This window comes from Vibrio sp. Sgm 5 (genome assembly GCF_026241575.1).
GTDB lineage: Bacteria > Pseudomonadota > Gammaproteobacteria > Enterobacterales > Vibrionaceae > Vibrio > Vibrio jasicida.
Map to the genome: position 1 here is coordinate 54802 of NZ_JAPHPY010000022.1, position 18270 is coordinate 73071.

An 18270-nucleotide genomic window follows, 5' to 3' on the forward strand; every position below is an offset into this window, starting at 1 on the left:
AGGGTCGGTATTCATGTTCTCAAAATCTTCGTTGGAGATGCTCGATACGGTTGCTCGCTTGGGCAGTTTTACTGCGGCTGCCGAAGTGTTGCATAAGGTGCCGTCGGCGATCAGTTATGGCGTACGTCAAGTGGAACAAGAACTGGATGTGGTGCTGTTTCGCCGCTTGCCGAGAAAGGTAGAACTCACGCCAGCGGGAGAACTTTTTATTGCTGAAGCGCGTTTATTATTGAGACAGATGGCAGAAGTGAAAGCGCAAACTCGACGTGCAGCTCATGGCTGGCAATCAACGTTGAAGCTCACGTTGGATAACGTGGTCAAGCTCGACAAGCTCAAACCTTTGGTTGAAGACTTTTATCGAGAGTTTGAATTTGCAGAGCTGCAAATCAACATGGAAGTATTTAATGGTTCTTGGGAGGCTATCGCTCAGGAACGAGCTGATATCGTGGTTGGTGCTACTTCTGCAATTCCTGTTGGTGGCGATTTTGAAGTCAAAGATATGGGCGTACTCGATTGGGCATTCGTAATGTCTCCGGCTCATCCTTGCGTTCGTCAGCAGATACTTACCGAAGAGTTTGTCAGTAAATTTCCGGCTATTTGCTTAGATGATACGTCAAACGTCTTGCCAAAACGTCACACTGGGCATTATCCGAAACAACGACGTTTGCTTTTACCTAATTGGTACAGTGCGATTGAGTGTCTAAAAAATGGGGTTGGCGTAGGATACATGCCACGACATATCGCTATGCCACTTATTAATGATGGTGTACTGGTAGAAAAAGTGCTGCCGGATGATAAGCCGCTGAGCCAGTGTTGTTTGGTGTGGCGTAAGGACGATAACCATAAGTTGATTCAATGGATGGTGGATTATCTTGGCTCGTCAAGTCAACTTCATCGAGATTGGCTACAACATTCATAAAATTGAAAATTGACCGAAACACGTGTTGACAATGTGGTCAATTCATTAAAAATCGAAACAAAGTTCGGTAAATTTAGGATGAACGATTATGTCAAAATTAGTGGATAGAAAATGGCAAATCTTACCGATCATCACATTGTCTGTGTTTATGTTGGTGGGGTTATACGGGTTTTATATAACGCTTGAGCGTTCAGTGCATGATTCTGTGCAGCGAACAACGGAATCTCTGCTTACCGATGTTATCTATGAAATTAAGGAAGATGCTCCGAGCTTCGCTCACGATTCTGATATCGATGATTATATCGGTGACTTAACGCAAGCCGATGCAGATGCTCGTATTCAAGTTCTTGATGGGCAGGGCACCGTTGTCGGAGATACTGCGCTGTCAGACCGCGCTTTAATTGGACTGGAAAGTCACAGCGACCGACCTGAATTTGTCCAAGCTTGGGAGAATGGGTCTGGCTACGACGTACGCTTTAGTGAAGTGTTGTCTGTTGATCTGTTTTACGTATCACGCAAGGTTGTTATCGATTCTCAAGAGTTCGTCGTGGTACTCGCCGTACCGATGCATCATTTGAAAACCATGACATCACAATTGATGGCGATCTTAGGTGCCATGGTGGTACTGAGTATTGGCTTTCTTATCGCAACCTCGATTTTCAGCCATCGTCAAATCATCCATAAAGTATCCGAAGAGCAGAAAAAACAAGATGAGCGCATTCGTCAGCGTACATTGGAAATTGAGTTAATGCATCGTTTAGCCAATATGCTGGCAGCATGTAACAATTTGATTGAAGCTCAGATGGTCGTAGAGGATATCGTCCCTCGTATTTTGGGTAAGGTGAATGGCAGTATTTCTCTGATGCGCTCTTCAAGAAACCAGTTAGTCACGCAACTAGATTGGGGGGATAGCTGGCCAGGAAGTCGCTCATTTGCTCCTGATGAATGCTGGTCACTGCGTAAAGGTCGCAGTCACTTATCGATTGAGTCATTCCATAACTTAACTTGTGAACATATGGCATCGATCGAAAATAACCAGACGCTGTGTATTCCTCTAACTGCACACGGCAATACCATCGGTATCATGCATTTGTATTTTGGCCAAGGTGAGATTGAAGTTGATGAGATGACCATGCAGTTGTCGTACAGCGTGGCGGAACATTTAGGCTTAGCATTAGCGAACTTGAGTCTCCAAGAGAAGTTACGTTCTCAGGCGTTGAGCGATCCGTTAACGGGGTTGTACAACCGCCGTTTCTTCGAGCAAAAGCTCACGGAGCACGTAAACAACTCAGCGACCAGCACAGAAGCCATGTCGCTATTGATGCTTGATCTCGACCATTTCAAGCGCTTTAACGACAACTTTGGTCATGATGCCGGTGATTACGTATTGAAAGAGATCAGCGCGCTATTGAAACGCACCGTCTCTGAAGATGAAACAGCCTGTCGTTTAGGCGGGGAAGAGTTAGCCGTGATTCTGCCACATTGCGATATGGCTTCGGCAACGGATTATGCGCAGAACATAGTGGATCAGATCCGTGCTTTACACCTAGAGCACAAAGGTTTGTCGCTAGGTCAGTTAAGTGTCTCGATTGGTGTCGCAACGTATCCAGAACCGGCTTCGGATATTGAGGGACTGGTGAAGATGGCGGATAAGGCGCTGTACCTTGCGAAAGACCAAGGCAGAGACCGCGTCGTTAATTATCAACAATATAGCGAGTTTAAGACGCCAGAGCCAGATGCGGCGGAAATCACATTGGTTCAACGTTAATAAAAAATCCCTCGTCATGGCGAGGGATTTTTGTATAGCTTGATGTCGGCTACGACAAGAAAAACTTATAAGACGGGTTGTCCGTTTCGTCTTTACATTGATAGCCAAGTTCGCGTAAATGCGCGGAAAACTGAGCTAAGTCGCTTTCATCTAACTCGAAACCACATAAAACGCGTCCGTAGTCGGCACCGTGATTACGGTAGTTGAACAAGCTGATGTTCCAATGAGTACCTAAAGTGCTTAAGAACTTAAGTAGCGCACCTGGGTATTCTGGAAACTCAAAGCTATACAGACGTTCTTTGAGTGGTTTAGACGGCTTACCGCCAATCATGTAGCGTACGTGTAACTTCGCCATTTCATCATCGGACAGGTCAACCACAGGGTAACCACCATCACGTAAATCGCGAATGATATTTTCCAACTCTTCTTGACCGCCTTGCAAACGAACACCAACAAAGATATTTGCCAAAGCATCATCGTTGTAACGGTAATTAAACTCAGTGACCGCTCGACCACCAATCAAGTTGCAGAACTCAAAGAAAGCGCCTTGACGTTCTGGAATCGTAACTGCTAATAAACCTTCGCGCTTTTCACCCAATTCGCAACGTTCTGATACGTAGCGCAAACCATGGAAGTTGGTATTTGCACCAGACAGCACGGTACCAAGGTTTTTGCCTTCTAGTTTGTTCTGCTCAGCAAACTTCTTTAAACCCGCTAGAGCAAGCGCACCTGAGGGCTCTGCAATCGCGCGCGTGTCTTCAAAGATGTCTTTGACTGCTGCGCAGATTTCATCACTAGAGACCGCAATATGGCCATCAATGTACTTTTGGCATAGACGGAAAGTTTCTTCACCAATGCGCTTTACCGCAACACCATCGGCAAACATGCTGACTTGATCGAGCACGACGGGCTCGCCTGCATCTAATGCAGCCTTTAAACAAGAAGAATCTTCCGGCTCAACCGCAATGACTTTGATTTCGGGCATCAGTTGCTTGACGAGTACCGCCACGCCAGCAGCTAAACCACCACCTCCGACAGGGACAAAGATATAATCAAGGTGGCCATTTTGTTGCAGCATTTCCATGCCGATGGTGCCTTGACCTGCAATCACCAGTGGATGATCGAAGGGAGGGACAAAGGTGTACCCGTTTAACTCGGATAGACGCTCTGCCTCGGCTTTTGCCTCATCAAAGTTACTGCCATGCAAAACGACATTACCACCAAAACCACGTACCGCATCCACTTTGATGTCTGGTGTGGTCTTTGGCATAACAATCGTCGTTCGGATACCAAGTTTAGTACCAGAGAGAGCCATACCTTGAGCATGGTTACCTGCTGATGCTGCAATCACGCCCGCGTTTTTTTGCGCTTCGGATAAGCTTGCCACCATATTGTAGGCGCCACGTAGCTTGAACGAGTGCACTGGTTGACGGTCTTCACGTTTGATCTGTACATTGTTACCAATGCGTGCAGCAAGGCGCGGCATCTCTTGTAAAGGGGTGACGGTTGCCACTTCGTACACAGGAGCGCGCAAGATCTGGCGCAGATAATCTGCACCAGACTGGTTTTCCTGTTTTAAGGGAAAGGGTTGACTCATAAAGCTAGCCCTCGAGCTTAGATTTATCTCGCACTGCACCTTTGTCAGCACTGGTTGCCATGCTTGCGTACGCCTTCAAAGCAAAAGATACTTCACGCTGACGGTTCGCTGGCTTCCAGCCGAGTTCGTCTTGTTTTGCTCGACGTGCAGTAAGCTCTTCTTCTGAAATATCCAGTGAGATAGAGCGGCTAGGAATATCAATGGTGATGATGTCGCCATTTTGAACTAAGCCGATAGTACCGCCACTGGCTGCTTCTGGAGAGGCGTGACCAATTGAGAGGCCTGATGTACCACCAGAGAAGCGACCATCTGTCAGTAGCGCACAAGACTTACCAAGGCCCATCGATTTTAGGTACGTGGTTGGGTAAAGCATTTCTTGCATGCCCGGACCACCTTTCGGACCTTCGTAGCGAATAACAACCACTTCACCCGCTTTTACCTTGCCTCCTAAAATGCCATCAACAGCAGAGTCTTGGCTTTCAAAGACGATTGCAGGACCTTGGAACTTAAGGTTTTCTTCATCTACGCCAGCGGTTTTCACAATACAGCCATCCACTGCGATGTTGCCAGACAGAACGGCTAGGCCGCCTTCTTGGCTAAAGGCGTTTTCTTTTGAACGGATACAACCGTCTACGCGATCGTCATCAAGGCGATCCCAGCGGCAATCTTGAGAGAAGGCTTGAGTTGTTCGGATACCCGCAGGACCAGCACGGAAGAACTTAAGGACTTCTTCGTTTTCCGTTTGCATGATGTCGTATTCAGCAAGTTGTTGCTGCATCGTCATGCCAAGCACTGTGTGTGTATTGCCGTTTAGCAAGTTTGCACGATCAAGTTCACCCAAGATCGCCATGACACCACCAGCACGGTGCACGTCTTCCATGTGGTATTTCTGCGTTGACGGTGCCACTTTACAGAGGTGTGGAACGCGACGAGACATTTCATCAATGTCGTTCATGTCGAAGTCAATTTCACCTTCCTGTGCGGCTGCTAACAGGTGCAGAACCGTATTGCTAGAGCCGCCCATTGCGATGTCCAATGCCATTGCATTTTCGAAGGCTGCGCGGTTAGCGATATTACGTGGTAGGGCTGACTCATCATCTTGTTCGTAGTAACGGCGAGTTAGTTCAACCACGCGTTTACCTGCGTTAATGAATAATTGCTCGCGGTCAGCGTGAGTCGCCAACATTGAGCCATTACCTGGCTGAGACAGACCCAATACCTCTGTTAGACAGTTCATCGAGTTTGCGGTAAACATGCCTGAGCATGATCCACATGTTGGACATGCGCTGCGTTCGATCTGTTCGCTTTGTTGATCAGAAACGGTTGGATCGGCACCTTGGATCATTGCATCAACAAGATCTAGCTTGATGATCTGATCTGAAAGCTTGGTTTTGCCTGCTTCCATAGGACCGCCTGAAACAAAAATAACCGGAATGTTTAGGCGCATTGCAGCCATCATCATTCCCGGAGTGATTTTGTCACAGTTAGATATACACACCATTGCATCGGCACAGTGCGCATTCACCATGTACTCAACAGAGTCGGCAATCAGTTCACGTGAAGGCAGCGAGTAAAGCATGCCACCGTGGCCCATTGCGATGCCGTCATCGACTGCGATAGTGTTAAATTCTTTTGCGATGCCGCCGGCTTTTTCTATTTCACCAGCAACCAATTGACCCATGTCTTTTAGGTGTACGTGACCCGGAACAAATTGAGTAAATGAGTTCACAACGGCGATGATTGGTTTACCGAAGTCTTCATCTTTTACGCCAGTAGCACGCCAAAGAGCACGTGCACCCGCCATGTTACGACCATGTGTGGTGGTAGCTGATCTATATTTTGGCATTTCTTAATCCTTCTTACTTCTGTTCTGGGTACACATAGTCTAACCAGCCCCACTTATCTTCCGTGGTGCCGTTAAATAGGCCAAAGTAGGCCGCTTGCAGTTCTTTAGTGATTGGGCCACGCTTACCGGTGCCCACTTCAATTTTGTCGATGGTTGCCACTGGTACAACTTCAGCTGCGGTACCTGTCATGAAAACTTCATCGGCAAGGTAAAGTGCTTCACGAGCAATGTTTGCTTCACGTACTTCATAGCCTTTGTCGCGTGCAATCGTCATGATCGAATCACGAGTAATACCTGGCAGAATCGCACTGGTTGCTGGTGGCGTGATGATGACACCATCTTTGATAACAAAGATATTCTCACCCGCTCCTTCAGATAGGTAACCATCGACACTTAGTGCGATGCCCTCGTCATAACCGTGACGGCGAGCTTCTCCACCCACCAATAGTGAAGATAGGTAGTTACCGCCTGCCTTAGCCGCAGTTGGGATGGTGTTTGGAGCTGCACGATTCCAACTAGAGATCATGGCATCAACACCAGCTTCTAGCGCTTCTTCACCTAGGTAAGAACCCCAAGGGAAAGCAGCAATGATGAGTTCCATTTCAGTGCCTACTGGCGGGCATACGCCCAAGCCAACATTACCCACAAAACCTAGTGGACGGATATAAGCGCTATCGAGTTTGTTTTGGCGAAGTGTTTTGCGTGTTGCTTCCATGATTTCCTCCACAGAGAAAGGGATAGGGAAGCGGTAAATTTTTGCGGAGTCTTTTAAACGCTGTGCATGCTCACGATGGCGGAAGACAATTGGTCCTTTTGGTGTGTTGTAGCAGCGTACGCCTTCAAAAACAGAGGTGCCGTAGTGCATTGCATGAGTCAAAACGTGTACGTTTGCCTCTGCCCATGGAACCATCTCACCATTAAACCAAATGAAGTCTGCGGTTTTCGTTGCCATTTATTGCCTTCCTTATGCGCTCACGTGTTGTTGTAGGTTGTGATTTGGGAGTTCGTCATTGCGAATTTTCAGTACCTCTACGGTACGGATATCCCACAACTTTTCAATTTGATTAACCAAGAACGAGATTGGTCGATCACTGTCGACGATGATCTCTACGCTGGCGACTTTGCTTTCGTGGTTTTGCGTCGCTGCAACTTGTTTGATCACAAAGCCTCGATGACGAATCACACGAAGAACGCGCTCTAACAGTACCGGTTTGTCATCGGCTTTGATGTCGAGTAAATATCTGTCCATGTGATTGTCTCCTAAGTATTTTCCAACATGTCACTGTTGGATGCACCTGGTGGCACCAATGGCCACACGTTCTCTTCTTCATCGATTAAAACGTGAAGCATGTAAGAAGTCTTACTTTCTAGCATCTCTTTGAGAGCCGGTTCGACTTCTTCTTTCTTGGTGATGGTTTTACCCGGGATATCGAACGCTTTTGCCAGCATCACGAAGTCTGGATTGTCATCAAGAATGGTTTCGCTGTGGCGGCCGTCAAAGAACAGCGACTGCCATTGGCGAACCATGCCAAGACGTTGGTTATTAAGGAGGACAATCTTCACTGGAATCTGACGACGCTTCAGCGTGCCCAACTCCTGCACGTTCATCATAAATGAACCGTCACCTGTAATAAGGATAGACTGATCATCAGGACGTGCGACAGCAGCGCCCATTGCAGCAGGTAAGCCAAAGCCCATCGTACCTAGACCAGCAGAAGTGATGAAGTTTTGTGGGTTACGCGGTTGGATATGTTGCGCTGCCCACATCTGATGCTGACCTACGTCAGTCGACACGATCGAGCTGTCCGGCATCATGTCAGACAGCTGTTTAAGTAACAGAGGAGCGTAAATTAACTCGCCTGGGTGGTCGTAACGCCATTTAAAACCGCTACGTAGACTTTCACTGTGGTGAACCCATGGTGAGATATCTTGCGTTAACTCTAACTGAGGAAGAATGGTATTGATGTCACCACGCAATGGCGCATTTGCATGACGCAGTTTGTGTATCTCTGCCGCATCGATGTCGATATGAATGACCTTGGCATGGGGTGCGAATGTATCAAGCTTACCCGTTACTCGGTCATCGAAACGTGCTCCTACCACAATCAAAAGGTCACTCTCTTGTACAACAAGATTGGCTGCTTTAGTGCCGTGCATACCCAACATACCAAGGTAGTGTGGGTCATGGCGTTCAATGGTACCCAGCCCTTTCAGAGTGCTTACTGCTGGCATAGGGTTTAGGCGTAGAAACTCACGAACGGCATCTGTTGCTTTAGCAAGTTGAACACCGCCACCTACGTACAAAACAGGGCGAGTTGAAGCGGCGAGAACTTCTTGTGCGCGTTGGATGTCTTCATCGCGGACTTGTGGGATGGCTGGTGGAACACAGGGAGGCAGAAGTTCAGTTGGTGCTTGAGCAAGTTGAACATCTTTAGCGATATCGACAATAACTGGACCTGGGCGGCCTGTTTTCGCTACTTCGAACGCTTCGGCAAGCGTTGGGGCAAGGTCTTCTATGTCAGTCACTAGGTAACTGTGTTTGGTACAAGAGAGGGACATTCCGATCACATCCATCTCTTGGAAAGCATCGGTACCGATATGAGAACTGGCAACCTGACCGGTAATGGCGACAAGTGGCACGGAATCTAGGAAGGCGTCGGCAAGGCCAGTAACAAGATTGGTGGCACCAGGTCCAGAAGTAGCCATACAAACTGCTACGTCTTGTGTCGCGCGGGCCATTCCTATAGCGGCCATTGCGGCCCCTTGCTCATGACGGCATAAGATGTGTTCTACACCACCATCATATAGCGCATCGTAGATTGGCATGATGGCTCCACCAGGATACCCAAACACCGTCTCGATGCCTTGCTGTCTTAAAGCGGCTACGACAAGTTGTGCACCGGTCATCGTAAACCTCCTTTGCTACGTTGTGGCTCGTAGCTATCGCCATGTGTTTCGCACTTCATGTGCACTCCCATTCTTCCCGTTAAGCTGTCTAAGAGTTAGACAGATGACAACATGTAGTTGTAAAAAAACCCCCGGACTTTTCAGTGCGGGGGTTTTTTGTAATTTGTGGTTATTTTTCGCCCACATTCCCCCGCGCGGTGTCAATAATGACCACGATAATCAGGGCTAGCAGTGAGTTGATGTGAGCGAATATGTTCATCTGTCTGTCGTTCTTTTTTCGTTAAAAAGTATTGTGTAATGTTCTACGAAAATGTTTGCGTCACTAGTGGTAACACACAAATCTGCTGCATGACAAGCAAAAAGTCATTCTTTTTTCACATTAAGTACCCATCTGGACAGGCTATATAACATATCCATATAGAAAACATCTGCTTATATAGCGTACAAAAATTTGAGGAAATTATGGGGCTGGCAATCATTCATAGTCGAGCAAGTGTGGGTGTGCAAGCGCCACCGGTAAGCGTGGAAGTCCACATCAGCAATGGGATGCCGGGCTTTACACTCGTCGGTCTACCAGAAACAACAGTAAAAGAATCTAAAGATCGTGTCCGCAGTGCGATCATTAATTCCAACTTCCAATTTCCTGCCAAGCGAATCACGGTAAATTTGGCCCCTGCAGATTTACCCAAGGAAGGTGGGCGCTTCGATCTACCGATTGCATTGGGAATTTTAGCCGCTTCAGAGCAAATCGCGACAGATAAGCTTAAAAACTACGAATTTGTTGGCGAATTGGCACTTTCTGGCGGATTAAGGCCCGTAAAAGGCGTCTTACCCGCCGCGCTGGCCGCAAATAAAAGTCAGCGTCATTTAGTTGTGCCCCATGCCAACGGTGATCAAGCCGCTTTGGTGGGGAAAGAACAACATAAATCCGCGCAGTCTTTACTGGAAGTGTGCGCTGAGCTTTGTGGTCAGCATAAGTTGGAATTACACCAAGCACCAAAGCGTAATGTCGTCGAAAAGCATGGTCGAGATCTGCAAGACATCATTGGGCAGCAACAAGGTAAACGTGCCTTAGAGATAGCGGCGGCAGGTAATCACAACTTACTTTTTCTTGGCCCTCCCGGAACGGGTAAAACCATGTTGGCTTCACGACTGTGTGATTTATTGCCTGAGATGACCGATGAAGAAGCGATGGAAACGGCATCGGTAGCGTCGCTAACTCAAAGTGAAATCAATGAACACAATTGGAAAACACGCCCGCTGCGCAGCCCGCATCATTCTAGTTCAATGGCGGCATTGGTCGGGGGAGGCTCAGTGCCTAGACCCGGTGAAATTTCATTGGCGCATAATGGACTGTTGTTTTTGGATGAGATGCCAGAGTTTGATCGCAAAGTACTCGACTCTTTAAGGGAGCCATTAGAATCGGGGGAGATCATTATTTCACGTGCGCAGGGTAAAACTCGTTTTCCGGCTCGATTTCAGTTGGTCGGAGCGCTCAACCCGAGCCCTACGGGTTATTACGAAGGTAACCAATCTCGCACAAATCCACAGGCGATTTTGCGTTATCTTGGCCGATTATCAGGGCCGTTGCTTGACCGATTTGATATGTCGTTAGAGATTCCTGCACTGCCGAAAGGTACGTTAGCTGAAGGAGGTGATAGAGGTGAGCCAACCTCCGTAGTAAAACAAAGGGTCAACTTAGCTAGAGAGAGTATGTTGCAACGCAGTGGCAAGGTAAATGCCCTGCTGGGGAGCCGAGAAATTGAAGCTTTCTGCCCATTACAAAAATCCGATGCGGAATTTTTAGAGAATGCGCTGCATCGTCTTGGGTTATCGATTCGTGCCTATCACCGGATTATCAAAGTTGCGCGGACGATTGCTGATCTGGAGGGCTCAGTAGCGATTGAACGAACGCATCTTGCAGAAGCGTTAGGGTACAGAGCGATGGATAGATTGCTCAAGCAGTTAACCGCACAGGCGGTATAGAAGCTATTTCGCAGCGAGTCTGGTTTGTACTCGCTGCAATATAAGGGTTAAAAGGTGTAGTTTAAACCGACCGACAACAAGTACTCTTTTTCATCATAAAAAGTAATGTTGGAATCCGTACTGCTATAACCTGCTAGTGAGATGAAAGACCAGTTGTCCCAATCAAATACATTTTTGTACTCGTATGCAGCAAACAAACTTAACTTATCATCGTTGCGAGTTTTACCAAACGTCGCGCTTGCTGATTCAAAGTCTTTGACCGTGTAGCCGGCAGTTAAGGCAACACGATGTCGATTGATAAACTGGAACCAACTTAAGTCCAATCTATAAGAGTTAAAGGATTCTGCGTCGCCATCTGCATCATGATAAATGTAAGTAAATGCGGGTTGTAGCATCGATGTGCGGCTGAGTGGAATTCGATAGTCACCTTTGATGTGGTAGATCTTAGCATCACGGGCCAGTGATGGATCGGTCACGGTGTCTTTTTCTACGTCTTTGTCTGCGTAAGCCAGATCAAGATTAAAGTTATCGTCTAAAAAGCGGTTGATCTGGAAACGAAAGGCGTTGCCACCCTCATCTGTGGTTTTTCTTGTTTGATTGGTCAAGTAAGGGTTTTGCCAGGTTTCCCCTTCCAAAATGGTCGGTAAATACGAGAAATCGAGCACAGTGCCTGAATCTAATTGGTATTTATAGCCCAATTGGAATGCCAAAGTACCGATAGCGATATCGGAACGTGTCGTACCAGCATACACTTGGTGGTTAAGTCGGTGACCGAATGTATAAGCTGCGTTGCCTAGAGGGGCAGCAATGAAAGAACTGTCGCTCTCGGCACTTTCATCGAGAGAGTTAATTGTACTGCTGTTATCCGTATTAAAATGGGATTCAGATGAGACGAAGCCAGCATTTAATGAAACTTCGCCGCTAAAACCTGCGGTCTCTGCTAGTTGAGCCTGAGCTGTGCTGACGATAAAGGCCAAAGGCAGTAAGGTTAGCCTTGGATTCATTCGCGTTCTCCTTGTTTGTCGAATGAAGAATATTTGTTTGAGCGGTGGTCCAGTTTTACATTGCAACAAATCTGACCATTCTTACAAATGTTCCAATATGGCAATGGATTCGTATAATTACACGCTGTTTTATTGCTCACGCGCACAAGTTATCGATTGGTTACCATGTTGGCATATTTGTTACTCATTTTTAACGCTTCCTTTGTGATTATAAATTCTGCGATTTGTTCTATCGCAATTTGTATCATTGCTATTTTTAAGCTTTTGCTTCCAACAGCAAAGCTCAAAGCTAAGGGGACAGAGGCTGCCAATAAAATGATGTGGGTTTGGGCCACCATCAACATGGGTATTCTTGCCTTATTCAATCGCGTTGAATGGGATATTGAAGGCGGTGAAAACCTAAAGAAGGATGGTTGGTACCTCTTGATCAGTAATCATCTTAGTTGGACCGATATTGTTGTACTGTGTTGCGTGTTTAAAGATCGCATTCCGATGCCAAAATTTTTCCTCAAGCAACAGCTATTATATGTGCCTTTTATCGGAATGGCTTGTTGGGCGCTGGATATGCCGTTTATGCGTCGTTATTCGCGGGAGTTTTTGATTCGTAATCCACACAAACGTGGTCAAGATTTGGCAACCACCCGCCGTTCGTGTTCCAAATTCAAACATACTCCGACCACAGTAGTGAACTATGTCGAAGGGACTCGTTTTACCCAAGAGAAGCAGCGTAAGAGCCGTGCCGGTTACCAATACTTATTACAGCCTAAGTCAGGTGGTATCGCATATACATTAGCGGCAATGGGTGATCAGTTTGAGAACATTATCGATGTGACATTAGCTTACCCAGAAAACACAGATAAACCATTTAAAGACATTTTGATGGGCCGTATGACCAAGATTGTGGTGCGTGTGAACGTGTTGCCTGTGGATGAGAAGGTATTGGGGGATTACTTCAATGATAAGCCGTACAAGCGCCAATTCCAGCAATGGTTAGGCGAGGTTTGGCAAGAGAAAGATATCTTGCTGCAAGATATTCATAAATAATCCGAGCTAAAGTTAAATTGAAAAGGGGAGCATCTTGCTCCCCTTTTTCATTTTCAATTCGAATTACTTAAGTGTCAGTAGGTAATCTACAAGAGCAAAGTATTCTTCAGTTGATTTGATGCCTTGCGCTTGAACTAGATACTTGTTGTTCACGATCACTGCAGGTACACCAGTTAGGCCACTGTTTTCAAATTGCTTGTCCATGCGACGAACCATTGAATCCACCGCGAAGCCTTTGAATGCAGCATCGAATTTCTTCGCATCTACACCTTCATCTAGGAAGATTTGACGAAGCTCTGCGTCGTCACGTGGTGCTTTACGCATGTTGTGAATGCGGTTAAACATCACGGGTACCATCTTATCTTCAATTTTGAGCGCAACCATTGTCGCGTAAGCTTTGCTCATTGAAGGCCCCATGTTGCCCCCCATGAATGACACGTGGTTCTTTTGCAGTTTCACCCCTTCAGGTAGCTGCTTCTTCAACTGCTGAATGATAGGTTCAAACGTATTGCAATGTGGGCAGTAGAAAGAGAAGAACTCAGTAACGACAGGCTTCTTTGATGCTTCTAGATCCAATACTTTGTATTGTTCACCTTCTTTGAATTGCGCTGCATGTGCCGACAGGCTAAGCATCAGCATAGAAAACAGTGCGAACAGCTTTTTCATTTAAATAATCTCCATTTTGAATTGTTCGGCCCGACTTACCATTGAGGCATTAAAGACAGTGGTGCTTCTTCTAAGTTGGCAATCTGCTCTTTAAATCCAAGGACCTGACCTTCCCAGTATTTTGGCTCATTGAACCATGGAAAAGCGAGCGGAAATGCCGGGTCATGCCAACGTTTTGCTAGCCATGCCATATAGTGCACCATTCGTAGACCGCGAAGTGGCTCGATTAGTTTCAATTCTGCCGAGTTAAAATCGCAAAACTCTTGGTAACCTTCTAAAACAATGGCCAATTGCATTAGCTTATCTTGACGTTCACCATTGAGTAGCATCCACAAGTCTTGCACCGCTGGGCCATTACGTGAGTCATCTAAATCGACGAACATTGGCCCATCACGCCATAAGATGTTACCCGGATGGCAATCACCGTGCAGACGAATGGATTTAAAGCCGTCTTGCCAGTGGTTTTCGAGTGATTTGATCAGCATGTCTAAATCATTGAAGAAACTATTTTCCAAATGCATTGGGATCATATTGGCGTTTTGCAAAATCGCTCTTGGTTGGTAGAGATACTCTTGTAGACCAATGCTTGGACGGTGCTGAAACGCTTGTTTGCTTCCCACTTTATGAATACGACCTAAAAAGCGACCAACGCCTTCTAATTGATCGAGGTTATCCACTTCAAACTGACGACCGCCAACACTCTCAAACAAAGCAAAGCCGTAACCTTGATAGTGATGCAAGGTGTGACCATTAATGCGAACGGGTGGGGCGACGGGAATTTCGTTGTCGATCAGTTCAAGCGTGAAATCATGCTCTTCTTGAATTTGCTCATTGCTCCAACGTTCTGGGCGGTAGAATTTCACTACGTAGCGTTGGCGTTCTTCGTCAGTGAATTGGTATACGCGGTTTTCATAGCTGTTGAGAGGAAGAAATCCTGACTCTGCTCGAATACCGATGCTCTCTAGCGCGTACCACATAAAGTCGGGCGTCAGGGCATCAAAGTTGAAAGTACCTTGGGACATATAAATAAAAAGGCTCATTACTGAGCCTTTTTCCATTGGTCTTCGAAGTTATAGCTTCTTGATGAATCGGCTTTCTACTTCGATAGTGAATTCGTTGCTCTTATCGGTGAGTATAAACTGAATTGTCGTAATCGCGGAGTTTAGCGTGTCAGGATCAACGCCAAGGCTCATTGGTAAGTTCAAAACTTCTCCAGGTTCAACTTGAATCGTTTGTTTGCCATACCAACTGACATCACTCAAGCCTTCCACGTTTAAGTCATACTTTTGAACTAGTTGGGTTTTGTTGATCACTTTGAGGGTGTAGGTGTTTTCCACTTCACCTGAGCTATTAACGCGGAACAACTGATTACGATCACGCAGTACACTCATACCTGCCGGGTCAACGGATGCGACTTGGAGGAAGAACAAGCCAATCATCACCAATAATACTGCACCATAACCAAGCAGTTTGGGACGCATGACCTTTGTACTCTTGCCTGAGAGGCGATGTTCTGTGGTGTAGTTGATTAGACCCTTTTCATAGCCCATACGTTCCATGGTTTTGTCACAGGCGTCAATACATGCACCACAGTTAATGCATTCATATTGCAAGCCATCACGAATGTCGATGCCGGTCGGACATACCTGGACACACAAATCACAGTCGATACAGTCACCGAGTCCCATTTGTTTATGGTCTGCTTTACGTGAGCGAGGGCCACGCTTTTCTCCGCGTTTGGTATCGTAACCAACAATGAAGGTATCTTTGTCGAACATGGCGGATTGGAAGCGTGCATAAGGACACATGTGAATACACATGATAGAGCGCATCCAACCTGCATTGCCGTAGGTACAAATAGCAAAAAACATCACCCAGAAGACTGGCCAGAAGTTGGCATTAAAGGTGAAGAAGTCGATAACCAGCTGCTTCATCGGTACGAAGTAACCAACAAAGGTGAAACCTGTCGCAAGGGCTATCGCAAACCACGCGATATGTTTGAGGGTTTTGCGTATCGCTAAATTGGTGGTCAACTTATTGGAATCTTGTTTACGGCGTTTATTGGCGCTGCCTTCTAGCTTTTCTTCAAACCAGATATACATGAAGGTCCACACGGTTTGTGGGCACAGATAGCCACACCAAACCCGACCTAAAAAGGTGGTGATGAAGAATAACCCAAAAGCGGAAATCACAAACAGCAGGGCAAGCAGGGTGAGATCTTGAGGGTACAGAGTGGTGCCGAAAAAGTTGAACTGCTGGTTTCCGATATCCAGCAAAATGGCTTGGCGCTCTCCGTAAGGAATCCACGGAACCAATGCAAACAGCAACAACAAAAACCAACCACCATAACGGCGTAGCTTTTGAAAGGTGCCTTTGCTCTCACGCACATAGATACGATTACTTGGGTTGAAACGGTCCCCATTCCCTTTGTGGGTTTTGGGATTAAAGGTTTTGGGAGTCACATCTTTGATATCGATCTTATCCTGACTCATGAACGCTTCCTTCTTTCGGCTCTTATAATGTGCGGCGACATTTCTATTGATGACGCTCAATGACATTGCTGTTTTGCCCAGACGGTGAATCATGACTGGGCATAATTATTTTAGTAAATACTGATGAACGGAGATTATACAATCAATAACAATTCCGTTTCTTTAACACTGTCAACGTTTAACAACAAAAGTCAGTACAGTTAACCTGATAAATGGCTGAACAGTTATAAATGGCTTTTCGAACTGGTTGATTTAGTTATAAAAAAAGCGACTCAAATGAGTCGCTTATCAGTATTGGGTGTTGAGCCGTTTACTTGATGATGCCGCGAGCGCGAAGGATGGCGGTTTTAAAGTCATCTTCTTGGTCTTTCTTTAGACCTGGGATCATTTCGTCTTTGCTGCTATTGCGCATTTTGAGGTGGTAGATCAACACATCATCAGTCAGATCTTCCAATTTTCCTTCATAACCCGCTTCGTTTGCCAGTTTAACGATGAACTGTAGCAGGTTCATTTCTTGATCTTTATGCCACTCTGGCTCTAGTAGCTCAAGCAGCTCTTCAATACGATGACACTTCATTTCTTTCTCCACAGAATTTATAGGTGTTATTTGCTACTAAAGGTATCAAATTGCTTGGCGAACACCAAATAGGAAAGGGCGGAGAGAAAAGAAAAAAGCGCGGTGACTGCCGCGCTTTTTAATTAAGCTGCTTTAATAACTTTGTTTGGAACACTTGGCATAATCGCTGTCTTCTCAACCAGAGTCATTGTTGGCGCAACTTGTTTTGCCTTTGGCGCAGCAGTAAAACCACTGCGACGGCGCATTGCACTACGATTAGTGTGTGCGAACCTGACTGTTGTTGGGCGCATTTAGATACCTAACTGCCAGGCATATCCATTGCCGATGTAATGGCCTGAGTCACTATGAGTTGAGCTTCAACTGCTTGAAGGGTGGCTCTTCTGGCTTTCGCCAATCCAAATAATGAATCAGGAATAATGATATGCATGCATATCGTGTATAGGTTAGCACTCCTGCCATAATTGGTCGATAGTTGAACAGTTGAATTGTATGGATTTTATCGTTTTTGAGCTTAGAACAAGGTGAAATTTGTTTTGATCCCATGATCAGCAGTAGTAGTATGAGAATTCTACGAAGGAGGTGCATATGTCATTTTTGAAGAAGACACTGGCAAGTTTTGGGATCGGTAGTGCTAAGGTCGACTCGGTCCTGAATCAAGATGTGCTATATCCCGGCCAGAGCGTGGATGTTTCTATCCATGTCTATGGTGGAGCGACAGAGCAAGCGATCGACAATATCGATCTCAAACTTTGCTGTCGTTATATCGCAGAAGCCCCAGATGATCGTGGTGCTCGTGAAGGACAGAGTATGCGAAGAGTGCCGCAGACTCATGTTTTGGCGAAGTGGAACCTCCCTTATGCATTTACCATTCACTCTGGTGAAGAGCGCACCTTTGACGTGAAGCTCGACGTACCATGGAACACACCTGTCACTATTGGTGATGCCCAAGTCTGGCTTGAAACTGGCTTAGACGTCGCCATGGCACTAGATCCAACCGACAAAGACATTCTCACTGTTAGACCCGACCCACTTATGGATGCCATTTTGTCTGCTTTTGAATCGCAAGGTTTGCGCATTCGACAAGTGGAGTGCGAAGAAGTGAAAGGCTTTGACCTCCCATTTGTGCAAGAGTTTGAAATGGTGCCAACCGACGGCCCATATCACGGAGTATGGCGAGAGTTGGAGTTTGTTGCTCACCGCGACGAGACAAACCTGAAGTTATGGTTTGAAGTTGATCGGACTCGTAGTGGTGCTCGTGGCATGTTAGCTAGCCTACTCGGCAGTGGGAAATTAAAACGTGAGTTGAGTATTCCAATCAATACTAAATTGGATGATGTTGGCTCATTAGTGCTCAACTATCTTGATCAAACTACCGCAGCGCACGAGTCCTAATTTAAGCTTACACGTGTAAGCCTAATGTGCCATACTAGAGTGAATATTCAAAACTCTAGTATAGGCGCGTTC

16 protein-coding genes are annotated in these 18270 nt (G+C 46.3%); 5 read left to right on the top strand and 11 right to left on the bottom strand.

Annotated features, from left to right (window positions below; all coding sequences use genetic code 11):
- Positions 1-13: 13 nt before the first annotated feature.
- Both punR and OQJ86_RS13745 read left to right on the top strand, forming a co-directional pair.
- Entirely contained in the window at positions 14-919 is a 906-nt protein-coding gene (punR, locus tag OQJ86_RS13740; RefSeq protein ID WP_038875201.1) for a DNA-binding transcriptional activator PunR, read from the top strand.
- An 88-nt stretch (positions 920-1007) separates the two neighbouring features.
- On the top strand, positions 1008-2687 hold the full coding sequence (locus OQJ86_RS13745) for a sensor domain-containing diguanylate cyclase (RefSeq protein ID WP_265988101.1): 1680 nt from the start codon (positions 1008-1010) through the stop codon (positions 2685-2687).
- Positions 2688-2736: 49 nt separating this feature from the next.
- Here the strand turns inward: OQJ86_RS13745 and ilvA are convergent, their stop codons facing one another.
- From ilvA to ilvG, 5 genes are read right to left on the bottom strand one after another with little or no spacing between them, the layout of a single operon-like run.
- Positions 2737-4284 carry a threonine ammonia-lyase, biosynthetic gene (ilvA, locus tag OQJ86_RS13750; protein WP_038870180.1) on the bottom strand — a complete coding sequence of 516 codons (1548 nt, stop codon included), beginning with the start codon at positions 4282-4284 and terminating at the stop codon, positions 2737-2739.
- Between the two features lie 4 nt (positions 4285-4288).
- Positions 4289-6130, bottom strand: coding sequence for a dihydroxy-acid dehydratase (gene ilvD, locus OQJ86_RS13755; protein ID WP_265988102.1), 1842 nt, complete (start codon positions 6128-6130; stop codon positions 4289-4291).
- A gap of 13 nt (positions 6131-6143) precedes the next feature.
- Positions 6144-7082: a branched-chain-amino-acid transaminase gene (gene ilvE / locus OQJ86_RS13760; protein WP_265988103.1), complete on the bottom strand. Its 939-nt coding sequence runs from the start codon at positions 7080-7082 to the stop codon at positions 6144-6146.
- A 12-nt stretch (positions 7083-7094) separates the two neighbouring features.
- The gene (gene ilvM / locus OQJ86_RS13765) at positions 7095-7379 is read right to left on the bottom strand and encodes an acetolactate synthase 2 small subunit (RefSeq protein WP_005440786.1); all 285 of its coding nucleotides are present in this window, start codon (positions 7377-7379) and stop codon (positions 7095-7097) included.
- Positions 7380-7390: 11 nt separating this feature from the next.
- On the bottom strand, positions 7391-9037 hold the full coding sequence (gene ilvG, locus OQJ86_RS13770) for an acetolactate synthase 2 catalytic subunit (protein WP_038870177.1): 1647 nt from the start codon (positions 9035-9037) through the stop codon (positions 7391-7393).
- A gap of 462 nt (positions 9038-9499) precedes the next feature.
- On the opposite strand from ilvG, the gene OQJ86_RS13775 reads away from it, so the two are divergent.
- Positions 9500-11023 carry a YifB family Mg chelatase-like AAA ATPase gene (locus tag OQJ86_RS13775; RefSeq protein WP_265988104.1) on the top strand — a complete coding sequence of 508 codons (1524 nt, stop codon included), beginning with the start codon at positions 9500-9502 and terminating at the stop codon, positions 11021-11023.
- A 47-nt stretch (positions 11024-11070) separates the two neighbouring features.
- On the opposite strand, the gene OQJ86_RS13780 is transcribed toward OQJ86_RS13775, so the two are convergent.
- On the bottom strand, positions 11071-12027 hold the full coding sequence (locus tag OQJ86_RS13780; protein ID WP_265988105.1) for a DUF2860 domain-containing protein: 957 nt from the start codon (positions 12025-12027) through the stop codon (positions 11071-11073).
- A 165-nt stretch (positions 12028-12192) separates the two neighbouring features.
- On the opposite strand from OQJ86_RS13780, the gene OQJ86_RS13785 reads away from it, so the two are divergent.
- A complete protein-coding gene (locus OQJ86_RS13785) occupies positions 12193-13071 on the top strand; it encodes an acyltransferase (RefSeq protein ID WP_039976002.1) in 879 nt (292 codons plus the stop codon).
- 63 nt (positions 13072-13134) lie between these two features.
- Here OQJ86_RS13785 and OQJ86_RS13790 read toward each other — a convergent pair whose 3' ends face one another.
- The 5 genes from OQJ86_RS13790 to OQJ86_RS13810 form a co-directional block, all read right to left on the bottom strand.
- Entirely contained in the window at positions 13135-13737 is a 603-nt protein-coding gene (locus OQJ86_RS13790; RefSeq protein WP_038870173.1) for a thiol:disulfide interchange protein DsbA/DsbL, read from the bottom strand.
- A 35-nt stretch (positions 13738-13772) separates the two neighbouring features.
- On the bottom strand, positions 13773-14759 hold the full coding sequence (locus OQJ86_RS13795; protein ID WP_265988118.1) for a serine/threonine protein kinase: 987 nt from the start codon (positions 14757-14759) through the stop codon (positions 13773-13775).
- A gap of 48 nt (positions 14760-14807) precedes the next feature.
- Positions 14808-16229, bottom strand: coding sequence for a cytochrome c oxidase accessory protein CcoG (ccoG, locus tag OQJ86_RS13800; RefSeq protein WP_265988106.1), 1422 nt, complete (start codon positions 16227-16229; stop codon positions 14808-14810).
- Positions 16230-16539: 310 nt separating this feature from the next.
- Positions 16540-16806, bottom strand: a complete 267-nt coding sequence (locus OQJ86_RS13805) for a YihD family protein (protein WP_038870166.1) — start codon at positions 16804-16806, stop codon at positions 16540-16542.
- Between the two features lie 122 nt (positions 16807-16928).
- Positions 16929-17096: a hypothetical protein gene (locus OQJ86_RS13810; RefSeq protein WP_010645766.1), complete on the bottom strand. Its 168-nt coding sequence runs from the start codon at positions 17094-17096 to the stop codon at positions 16929-16931.
- A gap of 295 nt (positions 17097-17391) precedes the next feature.
- Here OQJ86_RS13810 and OQJ86_RS13815 point away from each other — a divergent pair, with 295 nt between their 5' ends.
- Entirely contained in the window at positions 17392-18198 is an 807-nt protein-coding gene (locus OQJ86_RS13815; protein WP_038870165.1) for a sporulation protein, read from the top strand.
- Positions 18199-18270 lie beyond the last annotated feature (72 nt).